General features: G+C 64.1%; 16 protein-coding genes. 13 read left to right on the top strand and 3 right to left on the bottom strand.

The features are described 5' to 3' along the window. Nucleotides 1-209 precede the first annotated feature (209 nt). The 4 genes from PF66_RS21055 (at nucleotide 210) to PF66_RS21040 (ending at nucleotide 3,752) form a co-directional block, all read left to right on the top strand. Entirely contained in the window at nucleotides 210-1,007 is a 798-nt protein-coding gene (locus tag PF66_RS21055) for a hydroxymethylpyrimidine/phosphomethylpyrimidine kinase (RefSeq protein WP_054063743.1), read from the top strand. Nucleotides 1,008-1,040: 33 nt separating this feature from the next. Beyond that, nucleotides 1,041-1,664, top strand: a complete 624-nt coding sequence (gene thiE / locus PF66_RS21050) for a thiamine phosphate synthase (protein ID WP_054057104.1) — start codon at nucleotides 1,041-1,043, stop codon at nucleotides 1,662-1,664. An 18-nt stretch (nucleotides 1,665-1,682) separates the two neighbouring features. Then, nucleotides 1,683-2,966 (top strand): glutamate-1-semialdehyde 2,1-aminomutase, encoded by a 1,284-nt coding sequence (hemL, locus tag PF66_RS21045; protein WP_054063742.1) that lies wholly within the window; start codon nucleotides 1,683-1,685, stop codon nucleotides 2,964-2,966. A 237-nt stretch (nucleotides 2,967-3,203) separates the two neighbouring features. Next, nucleotides 3,204-3,752, top strand: coding sequence for a tetratricopeptide repeat protein (locus tag PF66_RS21040; protein WP_054057102.1), 549 nt, complete (start codon nucleotides 3,204-3,206; stop codon nucleotides 3,750-3,752). 40 nt (nucleotides 3,753-3,792) lie between these two features. Here PF66_RS21040 and PF66_RS21035 read toward each other — a convergent pair whose 3' ends face one another. Next, nucleotides 3,793-4,119, bottom strand: coding sequence for a DUF1820 family protein (locus tag PF66_RS21035; RefSeq protein WP_054057101.1), 327 nt, complete (start codon nucleotides 4,117-4,119; stop codon nucleotides 3,793-3,795). Between the two features lie 136 nt (nucleotides 4,120-4,255). Between PF66_RS21035 and miaB the strand changes: the two genes are divergently transcribed. The 5 genes from miaB to lnt all read left to right on the top strand — a co-directional run bounded on the left by miaB (nucleotide 4,256) and on the right by lnt (nucleotide 9,625). Next, on the top strand, nucleotides 4,256-5,584 hold the full coding sequence (gene miaB, locus PF66_RS21030; RefSeq protein WP_054057100.1) for a tRNA (N6-isopentenyl adenosine(37)-C2)-methylthiotransferase MiaB: 1,329 nt from the start codon (nucleotides 4,256-4,258) through the stop codon (nucleotides 5,582-5,584). 145 nt (nucleotides 5,585-5,729) lie between these two features. Next, nucleotides 5,730-6,734, top strand: a complete 1,005-nt coding sequence (locus PF66_RS21025) for a PhoH family protein (protein WP_054063741.1) — start codon at nucleotides 5,730-5,732, stop codon at nucleotides 6,732-6,734. Then, complete coding sequence (ybeY, locus tag PF66_RS21020) at nucleotides 6,727-7,185, top strand: rRNA maturation RNase YbeY (protein ID WP_054057098.1); 459 nt, start codon at nucleotides 6,727-6,729, stop codon at nucleotides 7,183-7,185. Before PF66_RS21025 ends, ybeY begins: the two co-directional genes overlap by 8 nt. A gap of 60 nt (nucleotides 7,186-7,245) precedes the next feature. Further along, nucleotides 7,246-8,085: an HlyC/CorC family transporter gene (locus PF66_RS21015; protein ID WP_054063740.1), complete on the top strand. Its 840-nt coding sequence runs from the start codon at nucleotides 7,246-7,248 to the stop codon at nucleotides 8,083-8,085. Nucleotides 8,086-8,101: 16 nt separating this feature from the next. After that, nucleotides 8,102-9,625 (top strand): apolipoprotein N-acyltransferase, encoded by a 1,524-nt coding sequence (lnt, locus tag PF66_RS21010; protein WP_054063739.1) that lies wholly within the window; start codon nucleotides 8,102-8,104, stop codon nucleotides 9,623-9,625. 84 nt (nucleotides 9,626-9,709) lie between these two features. On the opposite strand, the gene PF66_RS21005 is transcribed toward lnt, so the two are convergent. Together PF66_RS21005 and PF66_RS21000 are read right to left on the bottom strand one after the other, a co-directional pair. Beyond that, a complete protein-coding gene (locus PF66_RS21005) occupies nucleotides 9,710-10,501 on the bottom strand; it encodes a YdcF family protein (protein ID WP_054063738.1) in 792 nt (263 codons plus the stop codon). Nucleotides 10,502-10,617: 116 nt separating this feature from the next. Beyond that, nucleotides 10,618-10,938: a hypothetical protein gene (locus tag PF66_RS21000; protein WP_054060057.1), complete on the bottom strand. Its 321-nt coding sequence runs from the start codon at nucleotides 10,936-10,938 to the stop codon at nucleotides 10,618-10,620. 223 nt (nucleotides 10,939-11,161) lie between these two features. On the opposite strand from PF66_RS21000, the gene leuS reads away from it, so the two are divergent. The 4 genes from leuS to arfA all read left to right on the top strand — a co-directional run bounded on the left by leuS (nucleotide 11,162) and on the right by arfA (nucleotide 15,765). Beyond that, nucleotides 11,162-13,768, top strand: a complete 2,607-nt coding sequence (gene leuS / locus PF66_RS20995) for a leucine--tRNA ligase (protein WP_054063737.1) — start codon at nucleotides 11,162-11,164, stop codon at nucleotides 13,766-13,768. A gap of 85 nt (nucleotides 13,769-13,853) precedes the next feature. Then, the gene (gene lptE, locus PF66_RS20990; protein ID WP_054060071.1) at nucleotides 13,854-14,459 is read left to right on the top strand and encodes an LPS assembly lipoprotein LptE; all 606 of its coding nucleotides are present in this window, start codon (nucleotides 13,854-13,856) and stop codon (nucleotides 14,457-14,459) included. A gap of 40 nt (nucleotides 14,460-14,499) precedes the next feature. Continuing rightward, entirely contained in the window at nucleotides 14,500-15,537 is a 1,038-nt protein-coding gene (gene holA / locus PF66_RS20985) for a DNA polymerase III subunit delta (RefSeq protein WP_054060059.1), read from the top strand. A 66-nt stretch (nucleotides 15,538-15,603) separates the two neighbouring features. Beyond that, the gene (arfA, locus tag PF66_RS20980) at nucleotides 15,604-15,765 is read left to right on the top strand and encodes an alternative ribosome rescue factor ArfA (protein ID WP_017123357.1); all 162 of its coding nucleotides are present in this window, start codon (nucleotides 15,604-15,606) and stop codon (nucleotides 15,763-15,765) included. Nucleotides 15,766-15,767 lie beyond the last annotated feature (2 nt).

Genomic DNA, 15,767 nt, shown 5'->3' with positions numbered 1-15,767 from the left:
TATTCGTTTGGATCCACTCTAGCATAGCCACTGATGGCTAAAAAACACCATTGTAATATTTCGGCGAATCGCTCTAGAACGGGCATTTGCGCGATTGAATCGAATTTGTGAGTAGCTGCTGTCGGCCACATCGGACAAACCTTCCGGGAAAAGATGCAACGCTGCGTGGACGATTCCGAAAAAAGCGATTGGTGGTAAGCTCGCGCCCCATGAATATCTACAGCTCTCGTCCCGTTGTTCTCTGCCTTTCCGGACACGACCCCAGTGGCGGCGCCGGCCTCCAGGCGGATATCGAAGCCCTGCTCGCCCAGGGTTGCCATGCCGCTCCCGCGGTCACCGCGCTGACCGTGCAGGATACGGTGAATGTCAGCGACTTCCGCGTGCTCGATCGCGAGTGGGTGTTGGCCCAGGCCAATGCGGTGCTCAACGACTCGACGGTCGCGGCGGTCAAGCTGGGCATGCTCGGCTCCCTGGAAATGGTCGACACGGTAGTCGAACTGCTCCAGGCGCACCCCCATCTGCCGATGGTCTGCGACCCGGTGCTGCGCGCTGGCGGCGGCGGCCGACTGGGCAAGGACGAGGTCGGCTACGCCATGCGCGAGCGCCTGCTGCCCCTGGCGAAGATCGCCACCCCCAACCTGCCCGAAGCGCGCATCCTGGCCGAGTTGCCCGAAGGCAGCGCCGATGAATGCGCGCAAAAGCTCCTGCCGTACTGCCAATACCTGCTGATCACCGGCGGCCATGGCGATGAGGAGCAGATCCACAACCGCCTGTACGGTCGTGACGGCAGCCGCCAGACCTTCAAATGCCAGCGCCTGCCCGGCAGCTATCATGGTTCGGGCTGCACCCTGGCGAGCGCCCTCGCCGGTCGCCTGGCCCAGGGCGAGCAACTGGTCAGCGCCGTGCAATCGGCCCTGGACTACACCTGGCGCACCCTGCGTGACGCCGAACAACTGGGCCAGGGGCAGTTCGTACCGCGCCGCCTGCCGCTGGATTTCTGCTCGTAATGTCTCCACCCGTAACGTCTTGAGGCCGAATCGATGAAACTACGTGGCCTGTATGCCATCACCGACAGCCAGTTGCTGGCCGGCAAGTTCCTCGCCCATGTCGAGGCCGCACTGGAAGGTGGCGTGACGCTGCTGCAGTATCGCGACAAGAGTACCGACGAGGCCCGCCGCCTGCGCGAGGCCGAGGCCCTGCTCAGGCTCTGCGAGCGCTACGGGACCCGGCTGATCATCAACGATGACGCCGAACTGGCCGCGCGCCTAGGGGTCGGCGTACACCTCGGGCAGACCGACGGCCCACTGACCCCGGCCCGTGCACTGCTCGGCAGCCGGGCGATCATCGGTGCCACCTGCCATGCGCAACTGGAACTGGCCGAACAGGCCGCCCGGGAAGGCGCCAGCTACGTCGCCTTTGGCCGCTTCTTCAATTCCAATACCAAGCCCGGTGCACCGGCGGCCGATATCGCCCTGCTCGAACGGGCCCGCCCTGCGTTGCACCTGCCGATCTGCGTGATCGGCGGTATCACCCTCGACAATGCCGCGCCGCTGGTCGCCCAGGGTGCCGACCTGCTGGCGGTGATCCACGGGCTGTTCGGTGCCGAAAGCGCCCAGGAAGTGACGCGCCGCGCGCGCGCCTTCAATGCCCTCTTCACTTCATGATTTTCTGAGAGCCCGACCATGTCTCGTTCCGAAACGCTGTTTGCCAATGCCCAGAAACATATTCCCGGTGGCGTGAACTCGCCCGTTCGGGCGTTCAAGAGCGTCGGCGGCACCCCGCTGTTCTTCAAGCACGCCGAAGGCGCCTACGTCACCGATGAGGACGACAAGCGCTATGTCGACTACGTCGGTTCCTGGGGGCCGATGATCCTCGGCCACAGCCATCCGGACGTGCTCGATGCGGTGCGCAGGCAGCTGGAACACGGCCTGTCCTATGGCGCACCGACCGCCATGGAAACCGAAATGGCCGACCTGGTCTGCTCGATCGTGCCGTCGATGGAAATGGTGCGCATGGTCAGCTCCGGCACCGAGGCGACCATGAGCGCCATCCGCCTGGCCCGTGGCTACACCGGCCGCGACAGCATCATCAAGTTCGAAGGCTGCTACCACGGCCACTCCGACAGCCTGCTGGTCAAGGCCGGCTCCGGCGCGCTGACCCAGGGCGTACCGAGCTCGGCCGGCGTGCCGGCGGCGTTCGCCAGGCACACCCTGACCCTGCCGTTCAACGACATCGACGCGGTGGCGAAGATGCTCGGCGAGGTCGGCCAGGACGTGGCGTGCATCATCGTCGAGCCAGTGGCTGGCAACATGAACTGCGTGCCACCGACGCCAGGTTTCCTCGAAGGCCTGCGCAGCCTGTGCGACCAGCACGGCGTGGTGCTGATCTTCGACGAAGTGATGACCGGCTTCCGCGTCGCCCTCGGCGGTGCCCAGGCCCACTACGGTGTGACCCCGGACCTGAGCACCTTCGGCAAGATCATCGGTGGCGGCATGCCCGTAGGCTGCTTCGGCGGCAAGCGCGAGATCATGTCGCGCATCGCCCCACTGGGCCCGGTCTACCAGGCCGGCACCCTGTCCGGTAACCCGCTGGCCATGGCCGCCGGCCTGACCACCCTGCGCCTGATCAGCCGTCCGGGCTTCCATGCCGAACTGACCGACTACACCACGCGCCTGCTCGACGGCCTGCAGCAGCGTGCCGATGCCGCCGGTATCCCGTTCGTCACCACCCAGGCCGGCGGCATGTTCGGCCTGTATTTCAGCGGTGCCGACGACATCGTCACCTTCGACGACGTGATGGCCAGCGACGCCGACCGCTTCAAGCGCTTCTTCCACCTGATGCTCGAAGGCGGCGTATACCTGGCGCCAAGCGCCTTCGAAGCCGGCTTCACCTCGATCGCCCACGGCGACACCGAGCTGAAACTGACCCTGGATGCCGCCGAGCGGGCCTTCGCCGCGCTGAAATAAGCGCAGGCACCCGTCACCGATTCGACGCCGGGCCCGACCGGCGTCGACTTTCCCGGCTAAACTTTCGGTGTCGCTCCCCGTCATCCCATCCATGTCCGGCAAAACCGGGCGATATAACGCCCACGCAGCAGAAAAACGAGTAAAGACTTTGTAAGGTGGCCCCCGCTTATTTCATAATGCGCGCCATACACATCCCCTGGCCGGGTACGCCCGCCCTTCAGAGGTACGTCGATTCCCATGAACCGCACCAGCCGCGCCCTTTCATTGGGCTGCCTGTTGCTCCTTCAGCCGCTGCTGGCCCATGCCGGTGGCAACTCGTTGTTGATCCCGGCAATGGGGCGTTGCACCCTCAACACCCAGCCGCAGGATCTCGCCGAGGCCCTGAGCGCCTGCGAACAGGCAGCCAAGGGCGGCGACGCGCAGGCGCAATACGAGTTGGGCGAGTTCTACTACGATGGCAAGAATGCCCCACGCGACCTCAACAAGGCCCTGAGCAACTTCGAACTGGCTTCCCTGCAGGGTCACGCCCAGGCCCAGTTCCAGCTCGGCATCATGTTCTACAAGGGTGAGGGCGTACCGGCCAACAATGTCCAGGCCTATATCGTGCTGAAGATGGCGGCGGTCAATGGTGCCGAGGACGCCCTGGACACCGCCGACGAAGTCGCGGCACAGATGCCGCGGGACGAACTGGAGATGGCGACCCAGGTACTGGGGCAGATCTTCCGCAAGTACCTGCTGGAATTGCAGACCGCGGATGGGCGCACGCCCTTTTCACCGCTGCCCTGACCCGTTCCCTTGCGGGAAGTGACCGCCTTCAAGCCAGCGGTTATTTCTCCGGCATCGGCATCGGAAACGGCGTGACATTGCCCATGCCCCGCGCCTCGCTGATCTTCGGTGTACCCAGGCGCTCGACCTCGTCGATCCGCACGATCGAGTGCATCGGCACGAAACTGCGCACCACGCCCTCGAACTGTGCCTTGAGCTTTTCCTCGCCCGGATCGACCACCAGTTGCGTGCGCTCGCCAAAGACGAACTCCTCGACCTCCAGGAAGCCCCACAGATCGCTCTGATAGATCTGCTTGGCGTACATTTCGAACACCTGGCCCTGGTTGAGGAAAATCACCTTGTAGATCGGGGTTTCACGTTTGCTCATGGCGGGCGGACAACACATCGGGGCTATGGAAAGAGGGCGCGAACTATAGCATAGCCGTCGGACGCACAATGCTAGGAAGCGACCGCGATGACCCTTATAATGCGCGGTTATTTGAATCACTCGACGACACCCGCCCATGGCCAAGAAGCTCTATATCGAAACCCACGGTTGCCAGATGAACGAGTACGACAGCTCGCGCATGGTCGACCTGCTGGGCGAACATCAGGCCCTGGAAGTCACCGCCCGCGCCGAAGACGCCGACGTCATCCTGCTCAACACCTGTTCGATCCGCGAACGCGCCCAGGATCGGGTCTATTCCCAGTTGGGCCGCTGGCGCGAGCTGAAGGAAGGCAATCCGGACATGGTGATCGCCGTCGGCGGCTGCGTCGCCAGCCAGGAAGGCGAGGCGATCCGCAAGCGCGCGCCGTATGTCGACGTGGTCTTCGGCCCGCAAACCCTGCACCGCCTGCCGGAGATGATCGACGCAGCGCGGGTCACCCGCCTGCCGCAGGTGGACATCTCGTTCCCGGAAATCGAGAAGTTCGACCACCTGCCCGAACCGCGCATCGACGGCCCCAGCGCCTACGTCTCGGTGATGGAAGGCTGCAGCAAGTACTGCACCTTCTGCGTGGTGCCCTACACCCGTGGCGAAGAGGTCAGCCGGCCATTCGACGACGTGATCGGCGAAATCATCCACCTGGCCGAGAACGGTGTGCGCGAAGTGACCCTGCTGGGGCAGAACGTCAACGGTTATCGCGGCGTCACCCATGACGGACGGCTGGCCGACCTGGCGGAACTGATCCGGGTGGTGGCGGCCGTCGACGGCATCGAACGCATTCGCTACACCACCTCTCATCCGCTGGAGTTCTCCGACAGCCTGATCCAGGCCCACGCCGAGGTCCCGGAACTGGTCAAGCACCTGCACCTACCGGTGCAGTCGGGCTCGGACCGCATTCTCGCGGCCATGAAACGCAATCACACCGCGCTGGAATACAAGTCCAAGCTGCGCAAACTGCGTGCCGCCGTGCCGGGCATCTGCATCAGTTCGGACTTCATCGTCGGCTTCCCCGGAGAAACCGAAAAGGACTTCCAGCAGACCATGAAGCTGATCGAGGACGTCGGTTTCGACTTCTCCTACTCGTTCGTCTACAGCCAGCGCCCCGGTACGCCAGCGGCGGACCTGCCGGACGACACCCCGGAAGAACTGAAGAAAGAGCGCCTGAACGCGTTGCAGCACCGCCTGAACCAGCAGGGGTTCGAGATCAGCCGACAAATGGTCGGCTCGGTCCAGCGCATCCTGGTGACCGACTACTCGAAAAAGGATCCGGGCGAACTGCAGGGCCGGACCGAGAATAACCGTATCGTCAACTTCCGCTGCGACAATCCGCAGTTGATCGGCCAGTTCGTCGACGTCCACATCGATTCCGCGCAGCCGCATTCGCTGCGCGGCTCGATGCTCCAGTAACGCCGTTGTGAGCAGCCTGGCCCCGGTGAACCGTGTTCCTCGTCAAAGAGGGGACGGTCTGTCAGACGGAAGCGCTTTCGTCCCCCGGCTGCTAGCGTTATCCTTGAATTCATCTCCATTGCCGTCGGGCGGCTGATAAACAACCTTGAACGCACCCATAGAACCCCATCGTTTCATCCTCGAGCCCTTCGAGGCCCATCGCTTCGCCAATCTGTGCGGGCAGTTCGACGAGCATTTGCGTCTGATCGAACAGCGCCTGACCATCAAGATCCGCAACCGCGGCAATCAGTTCGAACTGATCGGCGAACCCAAGCTCACCACTTCCGCAGAACAACTGCTGCGCCGCCTGTACCGGGAAACCAAGGGTACCGAGCTGTCTCCGGACATGGTGCACCTGTTCCTGCAGGAATCCACTGCCGATGACCTGGAGAACAATCCGGTCGCCGAAGCCGCGGTGGCGCTGCGCACGAAAAAGGGCATGATTCGCCCGCGCGGCCTGAACCAGCAGCGCTACGTGAAGGAAGTGCTGGCCAACGACATCAACTTCGGCATCGGCCCGGCGGGTACCGGCAAGACCTACCTGGCGGTGGCCTGTGCCGTGGACGCCCTGGAGCGCGAGCAGGTGCGGCGGATCCTGCTGGTGCGCCCGGCGGTCGAGGCCGGGGAAAAACTCGGCTTCCTGCCGGGCGACCTGGCCCAGAAGATCGACCCGTACCTGCGCCCGCTGTACGACGCGCTGTATGAAATGCTCGGTTTCGAACACGTGGCCAAGCTGATCGAGCGCCAGGTGATCGAGATCGCCCCGTTGGCCTACATGCGCGGCCGCACGCTGAACAACAGCTTCATCATCCTCGACGAAAGCCAGAACACCACCGTCGAGCAGATGAAGATGTTCCTGACCCGGATCGGCTTCGGCTCGACTGCGGTCATCACCGGTGACATCACCCAGGTCGACCTGCCACGCGGCACCAAGTCCGGCCTGGCCCATGTCATCGAGGTACTCAAGGACGTGCCGGGTATCAGCTTCACCCACTTCCAGCCCAAGGACGTGGTGCGCCACCCGCTGGTGCAGCGCATCGTCGAAGCCTACGAGCGTTTCGACAAGCGCACCGAGTCCGCTGCGGCCAGGGACAGCCAAGCCGATGCTTGAACTCGACCTGCAACTGGCCACTGACGCACCGGCCCCGAGCGAGGCCGATTTCCGTACCTGGTGCGCCCTGGCCCTGCGCCAGCGCAGCGCCGACTCGGAGCTGACCATTCGACTGGTGGACGAGGCCGAGGGCCGCGAACTGAACCGTACCTGGCGCCAGAAGGACTACGCGACCAACGTGCTGTCCTTCCCCGCCGACGTGCCGGACGAGTTGCTGGATATTCCCCTGCTGGGGGATCTGGTGATCTGCGTTCCGGTGGTCGCCCGCGAGGCGGCCGAGCAAGGCAAGGCACTGGAGGCCCACTGGGCCCATCTGGTCATTCACGGCTGCCTGCATCTGTTGGGTTACGACCACATCGATGACGAGGAAGCCGAGGAAATGGAAGCACTGGAACGAGAGTTGCTTGCTGAACTGGGTCATCCGGACCCTTATGCCGATGACGAGCACTGATCACTCATCCATTGATCACCAACGACTGATCACTCAATCAAGGAAAACGAGTAAATCGCTATGAGCGAAGACCGATCGAGCAACGGGCAGAAGTCCTGGCTGGGTAAGCTGACCCAGGCTTTTGCCCATGAGCCGAAAAACCGCCAGGAGCTGATGGAGCTGCTGCGCGAAGCCCACCAGAACAAATTGCTGGACAGCGAAGCGCTGGCCATCGTCGAAGGCGCCATCCAGGTTGCCGACCTGCAGGTACGCGACATCATGGTCCCGCGCTCGCAGATGATCAGCATCAAGGCGACCCAGACACCCCGCGAATTCCTTCCCGCCGTCCTCGATGCCGCCCACTCGCGCTATCCGGTGATCGGCGAAAGCCACGACGACGTCATGGGCGTCCTGCTGGCCAAGGACCTGCTGCCGCTGATCCTCAAGGAAAACGGCGAAGGCTTCAACATCAAGGACCTGCTGCGCCCGGCGACCTTCGTCCCCGAATCCAAGCGCCTGAACGTGCTGCTGCGCGAGTTCCGTGCCAACCACAACCACATGGCCATCGTCATCGACGAATACGGCGGCGTGGCGGGCCTGGTGACCATCGAGGACGTGCTGGAGCAGATCGTCGGCGATATCGAGGACGAGCACGACGTCGAGGAAGACAGCTACATCAAGCCACTGCCCAGCGGAGATTTCCTGGTCAAGGCACTGACGCCGATCGAGAACTTCAACGAATTCTTCGACAGCGAATTCTCCGACGACGAGTTCGACACCGTCGGCGGCCTGGTGATGAGTGCGTTCGGCCATCTGCCAAAGCGTAATGAAACCACCGAGATCGGCGCGTATCGTTTCCGTATCCTGAATGCCGACAGCCGTCGGATCCACCTGATCCGCCTGACACCCATCAATCGCTAAGGACTGAAGCCTCCCTATGCTGCGCTTAACCCGTCCCGGCTGGCCCGGTAACCTGCTGGCCGTGGCGGCTGGCGCGCTGACCACCCTGGCCCTGGCGCCGTTCGATATCTGGCCCCTGGCGTTGCTGGCGGTCGGCCTGTTCTATGCCGGCCTGCGCGAACTGTCGCCACGCCAGGCCCTGTGGCGCGGCTGGTGTTTCGGCTTCGGCCTGTTCGGCGCCGGCACCAGCTGGATCTATGTGAGCATCCACACCTACGGCGGCGCCTCGGTGCTGTTGGCGGGCCTGCTGATGCTGGCGTTCATCGCCGCCATCGCCTGGTTCTTCGCCCTGCCCGCCTGGCTCTGGGCACGCGGGATCCGACGCAATGAGGCGCCGCTGGCCGATGCCCTGGCCTTCGCCGCCCTGTGGGTCGCGCAGGAAGCCTTCCGCGGCTGGTTCCTGACCGGCTTCCCCTGGCTCTATTCCGGCTACAGCCAGCTGGACGGCCCCTTGGCGGGTCTCGCTCCACTGGGCGGTATCTGGCTGATCTCCTTCACCCTGGCCCTCACCGCGGCCCTGCTGTACAACGCCCGGTGCCTGCTCAAGGGGGGTCGCAAGGCGTTTATCGCGGCGGGCCTGGTGCTGCTGGTCGGGCCATGGGCCATCGGCCTGGCACTCAAGCATCATGCCTGGACCAGCCCGGCGGGCGAACCGCTGAGCGTTGCCGCCCTCCAGGGCAATATCGAACAGAGCATGAAGTGGGACCCGGCGCAACTCAACGCACAATTGGCCTTGTATCGCGACATGAGCTTCAGCGCCAGGCGGACTGACCTGCTGGTGTGGCCGGAGACCGCGGTCCCGGTACTGAAGGAGTCCGCCGAAGGCTACCTGTCGATGATGGGCAACTTTGCCGCCGACCGGCATTCGGCCCTGATCACTGGCGTACCGATCCGCCAGGTGGTGCATAACGAGAAGCGCTACTTCAACGGCATCGTCGCGCTTGGCGAAGGCGACGGGGTCTACCTGAAGCAGAAGCTGGTACCGTTTGGCGAGTACGTCCCCCTGCAGGACCTGCTGCGAGGGCTGATCGAGTTCTTCGACCTGCCGATGTCCGACTTCGCCCGTGGCCCCGTCGACCAGCCGCTGTTGCAGGCCAAGGGCTATCAGATCGCCCCGTTCATCTGCTACGAAGTGGTCTACCCGGAATTCGCCGCCAGCCTGTCGGCACGTAGCGACCTGCTGCTGACCATCAGCAACGACACCTGGTTCGGCACCTCGATCGGCCCGCTGCAACACCTGCAGATGGCGCAGATGCGCGCACTGGAAGCCGGACGCTGGATGATCCGCGCCACCAACAACGGCGTGACCGGGCTGATCGATCCGTTCGGCCGGATCACCACGCAGATCCCGCAGTTCGAGCGCGGCATCCTGTATGGCGAAGTGGTACCGATGCACAACCTGACACCGTACCTGCAGTGGCGTTCGTGGCCGCTGGTCATTCTCTGCGGCCTGCTGTTCGGCTGGGCGTTGCTGGCCAGCCGGATTGCCAAGACCGTCTGAAACACACCTGCGTCTTGTAGGAGCGTGGCTTGCCCGCGAAGCGCTTAACGTCCTTGAGGACGCCTTCGCGGGCAAGCCCTGCGCCTACAGAGGCGGTGAGCTGCTTTCGGGCACAGCCCGGTAGAAAAGTCGGTACCCTACCTGCCCCACCGCCTCGTTGATCAGTTGCCCACTGCGCCAGATCGCCTTGAACTCCGGCATCCAGCCACCCAAAGGGCTGGCGTTGTCCCGCCCCAGGAAGCCGACCGGTGCCGGCACCACACTGAAACCGGCCTGTTCGAAGCTCCAGACCGCCCGCGGCATATGCGCGGCATGGGTGACCACCACCACGCGCCTGATCCCCAACGGCGCCAGCAATTCATGACTGAACCGGGCATTTTCCCAGGTCGTGGTGCTGCGCTCCTCCAGCCAGCGCACCGTCACCCCGGAATCCTCCCGCATCGACTCGGCCATCAACGCCGCCTCGCTGGGCGGTGTGCCATAGTGCAGGCCGCCGCTGGTCAGCACCGGCAAGCCCGAAGCCTTGGCCAGCCGCGCCGCATAGCGCTGGCGCTCCAGGCCGATACCGGTCGGCTGGTCGCTGCCCCAGGCCGAATCGCCGCGCTCGCGCCCGGAACCGAGCACCACGATGGCATCGGCGCGCTGCGCCAGCCCCGCCCACTCGCTACGCTCCAGCGCCGGCACGGTCTCCAGCGCCCGCGCGGACCATTCGACCACCACCGGCAAGCTGATCAGCCAGAACCCGCCAAAACCCAGGGCAAAGCACACCGCCGCCAGCCGCGGCCGGCGCCTGCGCAGCCACCAGGCCAGCGCCAGCAACAGCAGCAACAGGCCGGGCGGCAGCAACAATTGTTTTAGGATGTAGCGAACAGGCATCGGGCACCTCCAGAAGATGCCCGAAGCCTAAGTGCATCAGGGTCAATCAACAACCTTGCGGATCCTTGGCCCGGGGAACAGGCCAGGACAGACAACAGGATGCAGCCGGGCGGGCCTCATTTGGCCCGAAATGACTTGAACCGCGCCGAATACAGCTTCGGCGCCCTGTCCTTCAACCAGATGATCTCGGCCGAACGTACGTCTTCCCTCGGTTGTGAAACGGTTGCGCCAGACGTGTGCACGCCGCGACCGCTCAGGTCCAGATAGGCCCTGATCAGTTCGAACTCGGCGCTACTCAGGCCCCGCAACTCCAGCTCGGCAGGCCGCTCGTCACGCAGGCGGACCGCCGTCCTCGCCGCGTCGAGGGCGAGCCCAAGACGCGTGATCAGGCGTTCGTACAGCTCGGGATCAGTTACATTTCGCTGCGACTCCACCATCCGCTCACCTCATTGAAGATAAGTATCACTTCCCCCTCTATGAGCTTAGCGGCGCACGGCCAACCAGCCTGCCGCCGCGACCAACGGCCTTCGTCGCGCAATCAGGGTTTCCCTCGGCGGAGCGGCGTCATGTATGCTACGGGGCTTCCTGTAACTCCACTTCCAGCAGCACCCGCACGGTGCGTTGAAGAGGATTGGGCCACCCTTTCCAGAACAAGTAGCCATGCACGAACACTATCAGCCCCGTGAAATCGAAAACGCCGCCCAATCGTTCTGGGACGAGCAGAAGTCCTTTGAAGTCAGTGAACAGCCAGGCAAGGACACCTACTACTGCCTGTCGATGTTCCCTTACCCCAGCGGCAAGCTGCACATGGGGCACGTGCGCAACTACACCATCGGCGACGTGATCGCCCGCTACCAGCGCATGCAGGGCAAGAACGTCCTGCAACCCATGGGCTGGGATGCCTTCGGCATGCCGGCGGAAAACGCCGCGATGAAGAACAAGGTCGCACCGGCCAAGTGGACCTACGAAAACATCGCCTACATGAAGAGCCAGCTGCGCAGCCTGGGCCTGGCGGTGGACTGGTCCCGCGAAGTGACCACCTGCAAGCCCGACTACTACCGTTGGGAACAGTGGCTGTTCACCCGCCTGTTCGAGAAAGGCGTGATCTACCGCAAGAACGGTACCGTGAACTGGGACCCGGTGGACCAGACCGTACTGGCCAACGAGCAGGTGATCGACGGCCGCGGCTGGCGTTCCGGCGCGCTGATCGAGAAGCGCGAAATCCCGATGTACTACTTCAAGATCACCGCCTACGCCGATGAACTGCTGGAAAGCCTCGACGAACTGCCGGGCTGGCCCGAGCAGGTCAAGACCATGCAGCGCAACTGGATCGGCAAGTCCCGCGGGATGGAAGTGCAGTTCCCGTACGACGTCGATTCCATCGGCGAAGCCGGCACGCTGAAAGTCTTCACCACCCGTCCGGACACCCTGATGGGCGCGACTTATGTCGCCGTCGCCGCCGAGCACCCGCTGGCGACCCAGGCCGCGCGCAACAACCCCGAACTGCAAGCCTTCATCGCCGAATGCAAGGCCGGCAGCGTCGCCGAAGCCGACGTCGCCACCCAGGAAAAGAAAGGCCTGCCAACCGGCCTGTTCGTCGCCCACCCGCTGACCGGCGAAAAACTGCCGGTGTGGGTCGCCAACTACGTGCTGATGCACTACGGCGACGGCGCCGTAATGGCAGTGCCGGCCCACGACGAACGTGACTTCGAGTTCGCCAGCAAGTACCACCTGCCGATCAAGTCGGTGGTGCGCACCAGCTCCGGCGACACCCACCCGGCCCCGTGGCAGGACGCCTACGGCGAACACGGCACCCTGATCAACTCCGGCGAGTTCGACGGCCTGGACTTCGCCGGCGCGTTCGACGCCATCGAAGCCGCGCTGATCAGGAAGAACCTCGGCGCCTCGCGTACCCAGTTCCGCCTGCGCGACTGGGGCATCAGCCGCCAGCGCTACTGGGGCTGTCCGATTCCGATCATCCACTGCGACAGCTGTGGTGACGTACCGGTACCGGAAGACCAACTGCCGGTCGTGCTGCCGGAAGACGTGGTGCCGGACGGCGCCGGTTCGCCACTGGCGCGCATGCCCGAGTTCTACGAGTGCAACTGCCCGAAATGCGGCCAGCCGGCCAAGCGTGAAACCGACACCATGGACACCTTCGTCGAGTCGTCCTGGTACTACGCCCGCTATGCCTCGCCACGCTACGAAGGTGGCCTGGTCGACCCGAAAGCGGCCAACCACTGGCTGCCGGTGGACCAGTACATCGGCGGTATCGAACACGCGATCCTGCACCTGCTGTACGCGCGCTTCTTCCACAAGCTGATGCGCGACGAAGGCCTGGTCAGCTCGAACGAGCCGTTCAAGAACCTACTGACCCAGGGCATGGTGGTCGCCGAGACCTACTACCGTCGCGAAGCCAACGGTGGCTACACCTGGTACAACCCGGCGGACGTCGAGCTGGAGCGCGACAGCAAGGCCAAGATCATCGGCGCCAGGCTGATCAGCGACGGCCTGCCGGTGGAGATCGGTGGCACCGAGAAGATGGCCAAGTCGAAGAACAACGGCGTCGATCCGCAATCGATGATCGAGCAGTACGGCGCCGACACCTGCCGCCTGTTCATGATGTTCGCCTCGCCGCCCGACATGAGCCTGGAATGGTCCGACTCCGGCGTCGAGGGTGCACACCGCTTCCTCAAGCGTGTCTGGCGTCTGGCCCAGGCCCACGTGACCCAGGGTCTGCCGGGCAAGCTGGACCTGACCGCGCTGAACGACGAGCAGAAAGCGGTCCGCCGCTCCATCCACCTGGCGATCAAGCAGGCCAGCCAGGATGTCGGCCAGAACCACAAGTTCAACACCGCCATCGCCCAGGTGATGACCCTGATGAACGTGCTGGAAAAGACGCCGCAGGGCTCCACCCAGGACCGCGCGCTGATCCAGGAAGGCCTGGAAACCGTGGCCCTGCTGCTCGCGCCGATCACCCCGCACATCAGCCACGAGCTGTGGAAACAGCTGGGCCAGGACGGCGCCATCATCGACGCCGGCTGGCCGGTGCTGGATGAAAGTGCCCTGGTCCAGGACAGCCTGGTGCTGGTGATTCAGGTCAACGGCAAGCTGCGTGGTCAGATCGAGATGCCGGCCAGCGCCACCCGCGAGGAAATCGAAGCGGCGGCCCGGGTCAACGAAAACGTACTGCGCTTCATCGATGGCCTGACGATCCGCAAGGTCATCGTCGTGCCCGGCAAGCTGGTCAACATCGTCGCCAGCTAATTGGACCAGGCGCCCGTCAGAGCGGGCGCCTTACAGGATTTCCGGGGCCGCCATGCCGGCCCGCGGTTTCAAGGGGAGCAACAAGATGATCAAACGCAATCTGCTGGTAATGGGCCTTGCGGTGCTGCTGAGCGCGTGCGGCTTCCAGCTGCGTGGCACGGGCACCTCCGAACTGACGATCAAGGAATTGTCGGTCAGCGCCCGCAACGCCTACGGGGATACGCTCAAGCAACTGACCCAGGTGCTGGAGCACAGCGGCGTCGACGTCCACAAGGGCGCGCCTTACAAGCTGGTACTGACCAACGAGCAGGAAACCCAGCGTGCAGCGAGCTACAGCGGCTCGGGTCGTAACGCCGAGTACGAACTCAACACCGCGCTGAACTACGAGATCCGTGGTGAGAAGGACCTGCTTCTGACTGGCGGCAAGCTGGAAGTGCAGAAATACTATGTGCACGACGGCAACAACATCACCGGCGGTGACGCCGAGGCCGCAGAGCTACGCAAGGAAATGCGTCGTGACCTGGTGCAGCAGATGGTCATCCGCCTGCAGGTGCTGACCCCGCAACAGCTGGACAGCCTCCAGCAGGCCGCTGATGCCAAGGCCAAGGCGGATGCCGATGCCCTGGAAGCCGCGCGCAAGTTCGAGGCCTCGCAGCCACAACAATCGCCTCTGGAACTGCCGACCCCGTAAACCATGTGGGGCGCCCCTGGCGCCCCCTGGCAACCCGCCCATGAAACTCGCTCCCGCCCAACTCGCCAAACACCTGCAGGGTGGCCTCGCGCCGGTCTATATCATCAGCGGCGACGATCCGCTGCTGTGTCAGGAGGCTGCCGACGCCATTCGTGCCACCGCCCGCCAGCAAGGCTTCGATGAGCGCCAGGTGTTCAGTGCCGACGCCAACTTCGACTGGGGCACCCTGCTGCAAGCCGGTGCCAGCATGTCGCTGTTCGCCGAGAAACGCCTGCTGGAACTGCGCCTGCCGTCGGGCAAGCCGGGTGACAAGGGCGCCGCCGCGCTGATGGAGTACTGCGCGCGACCGGCCGACGATACCCTGCTGCTGATCAGCCTGCCCAAGCTCGACGGCAGCGCGCAGAAGACCAAGTGGGGCAAGGCGCTGATCGAAGGCCAGCAGACCCAGTTCATCCAGATCTGGCCGGTGGATGCCAACCAGTTGCCGCAATGGATTCGCCAGCGCCTGGCCCAGGCCGGGCTTTCCGCCCAGCAGGATGCCGTGGAACTGATTGCCGCACGGGTCGAGGGCAACCTGCTGGCCGCCGCCCAGGAAATCGAAAAGCTCAAGCTGATGGCCGAGGGCGGGCAGATCACCATCGAGACGGTGCAGGCGGCGGTGGCCGACAGTGCCCGCTTCGATGTGTTCGGCCTGGTCGATGCCGTGCTCAATGGCGAGGCAGCCCACTCCCTGCGCATGCTCGAAGGGCTGCGTGGCGAAGGGGTCGAGCCGCCGGTGATTCTCTGGGCCCTGGCCCGGGAACTGCGGCTGCTGGCCAACCTGTCCCAGCAGTACAGCCAGGGCGTACCGCTGGACAAGGCCTTCAGCCAGGCCAAGCCGCCGGTGTGGGACAAACGCCGACCACTGATGAGCAAGGCCCTGCAACGCCACTCGGCACAACGCTGGAGCCAGTTGCTGATGGATGCCCAGCGCATCGACGCGCAGATCAAGGGCCAGGCTGCCGGCTCGCCATGGAGCAGCCTGAGCCGACTCAGCCTACTGATGTGTGGACAGCGTCTGGCGCTGCCAGCGGAATAACCCCACTGGACAGACAGGTGCATCTGCCTGATGATTCGCGCTCTTCCAACCCAAGAGTGCACTGCCATGAGCAAGCCGTCCCGGCGCCGTCCCAACAAAGCCAAATCGATCATCGCCCAGCCACTGTTCCGAAGCCGCCAGGAACAGCCGGCCAAAGGCAAGGGCAGCTACCGTCGCGAAGCCTTCCAGTCCAAAAGCTGGGAGGCTTCTGACTTTCTGGCCGCGTGAAA

This window comes from Pseudomonas asplenii (genome assembly GCF_001293465.1).
Lineage (GTDB): Bacteria > Pseudomonadota > Gammaproteobacteria > Pseudomonadales > Pseudomonadaceae > Aquipseudomonas > Aquipseudomonas fuscovaginae_B.
This window is presented reverse-complemented; position numbering and strand designations above follow the sequence as displayed.

Excerpts from the sequence above, each read along its gene's own strand:
- PF66_RS21055 (WP_054063743.1), top strand. The coding sequence starts at position 210 with ATGAATATCTACAGCTCTCGTCCCGTTGTTCTCTGCCTTTCCGGACAC.
- thiE (WP_054057104.1), top strand. The coding sequence starts at position 1,041 with ATGAAACTACGTGGCCTGTATGCCATCACCGACAGCCAGTTGCTGGCC.
- hemL (WP_054063742.1), top strand. The coding sequence starts at position 1,683 with ATGTCTCGTTCCGAAACGCTGTTTGCCAATGCCCAGAAACATATTCCC.
- PF66_RS21040 (WP_054057102.1), top strand. The coding sequence starts at position 3,204 with ATGAACCGCACCAGCCGCGCCCTTTCATTGGGCTGCCTGTTGCTCCTT.
- PF66_RS21035 (WP_054057101.1), bottom strand. The coding sequence starts at position 4,119 with ATGAGCAAACGTGAAACCCCGATCTACAAGGTGATTTTCCTCAACCAG.
- miaB (WP_054057100.1), top strand. The coding sequence starts at position 4,256 with ATGGCCAAGAAGCTCTATATCGAAACCCACGGTTGCCAGATGAACGAG.
- ybeY (WP_054057098.1), top strand. The coding sequence starts at position 6,727 with ATGCTTGAACTCGACCTGCAACTGGCCACTGACGCACCGGCCCCGAGC.
- PF66_RS21015 (WP_054063740.1), top strand. The coding sequence starts at position 7,246 with ATGAGCGAAGACCGATCGAGCAACGGGCAGAAGTCCTGGCTGGGTAAG.
- lnt (WP_054063739.1), top strand. The coding sequence starts at position 8,102 with ATGCTGCGCTTAACCCGTCCCGGCTGGCCCGGTAACCTGCTGGCCGTG.
- PF66_RS21005 (WP_054063738.1), bottom strand. The coding sequence starts at position 10,501 with ATGCCTGTTCGCTACATCCTAAAACAATTGTTGCTGCCGCCCGGCCTG.
- PF66_RS21000 (WP_054060057.1), bottom strand. The coding sequence starts at position 10,938 with ATGGTGGAGTCGCAGCGAAATGTAACTGATCCCGAGCTGTACGAACGC.
- leuS (WP_054063737.1), top strand. The coding sequence starts at position 11,162 with ATGCACGAACACTATCAGCCCCGTGAAATCGAAAACGCCGCCCAATCG.
- lptE (WP_054060071.1), top strand. The coding sequence starts at position 13,854 with ATGATCAAACGCAATCTGCTGGTAATGGGCCTTGCGGTGCTGCTGAGC.
- holA (WP_054060059.1), top strand. The coding sequence starts at position 14,500 with ATGAAACTCGCTCCCGCCCAACTCGCCAAACACCTGCAGGGTGGCCTC.
- arfA (WP_017123357.1), top strand. The coding sequence starts at position 15,604 with ATGAGCAAGCCGTCCCGGCGCCGTCCCAACAAAGCCAAATCGATCATC.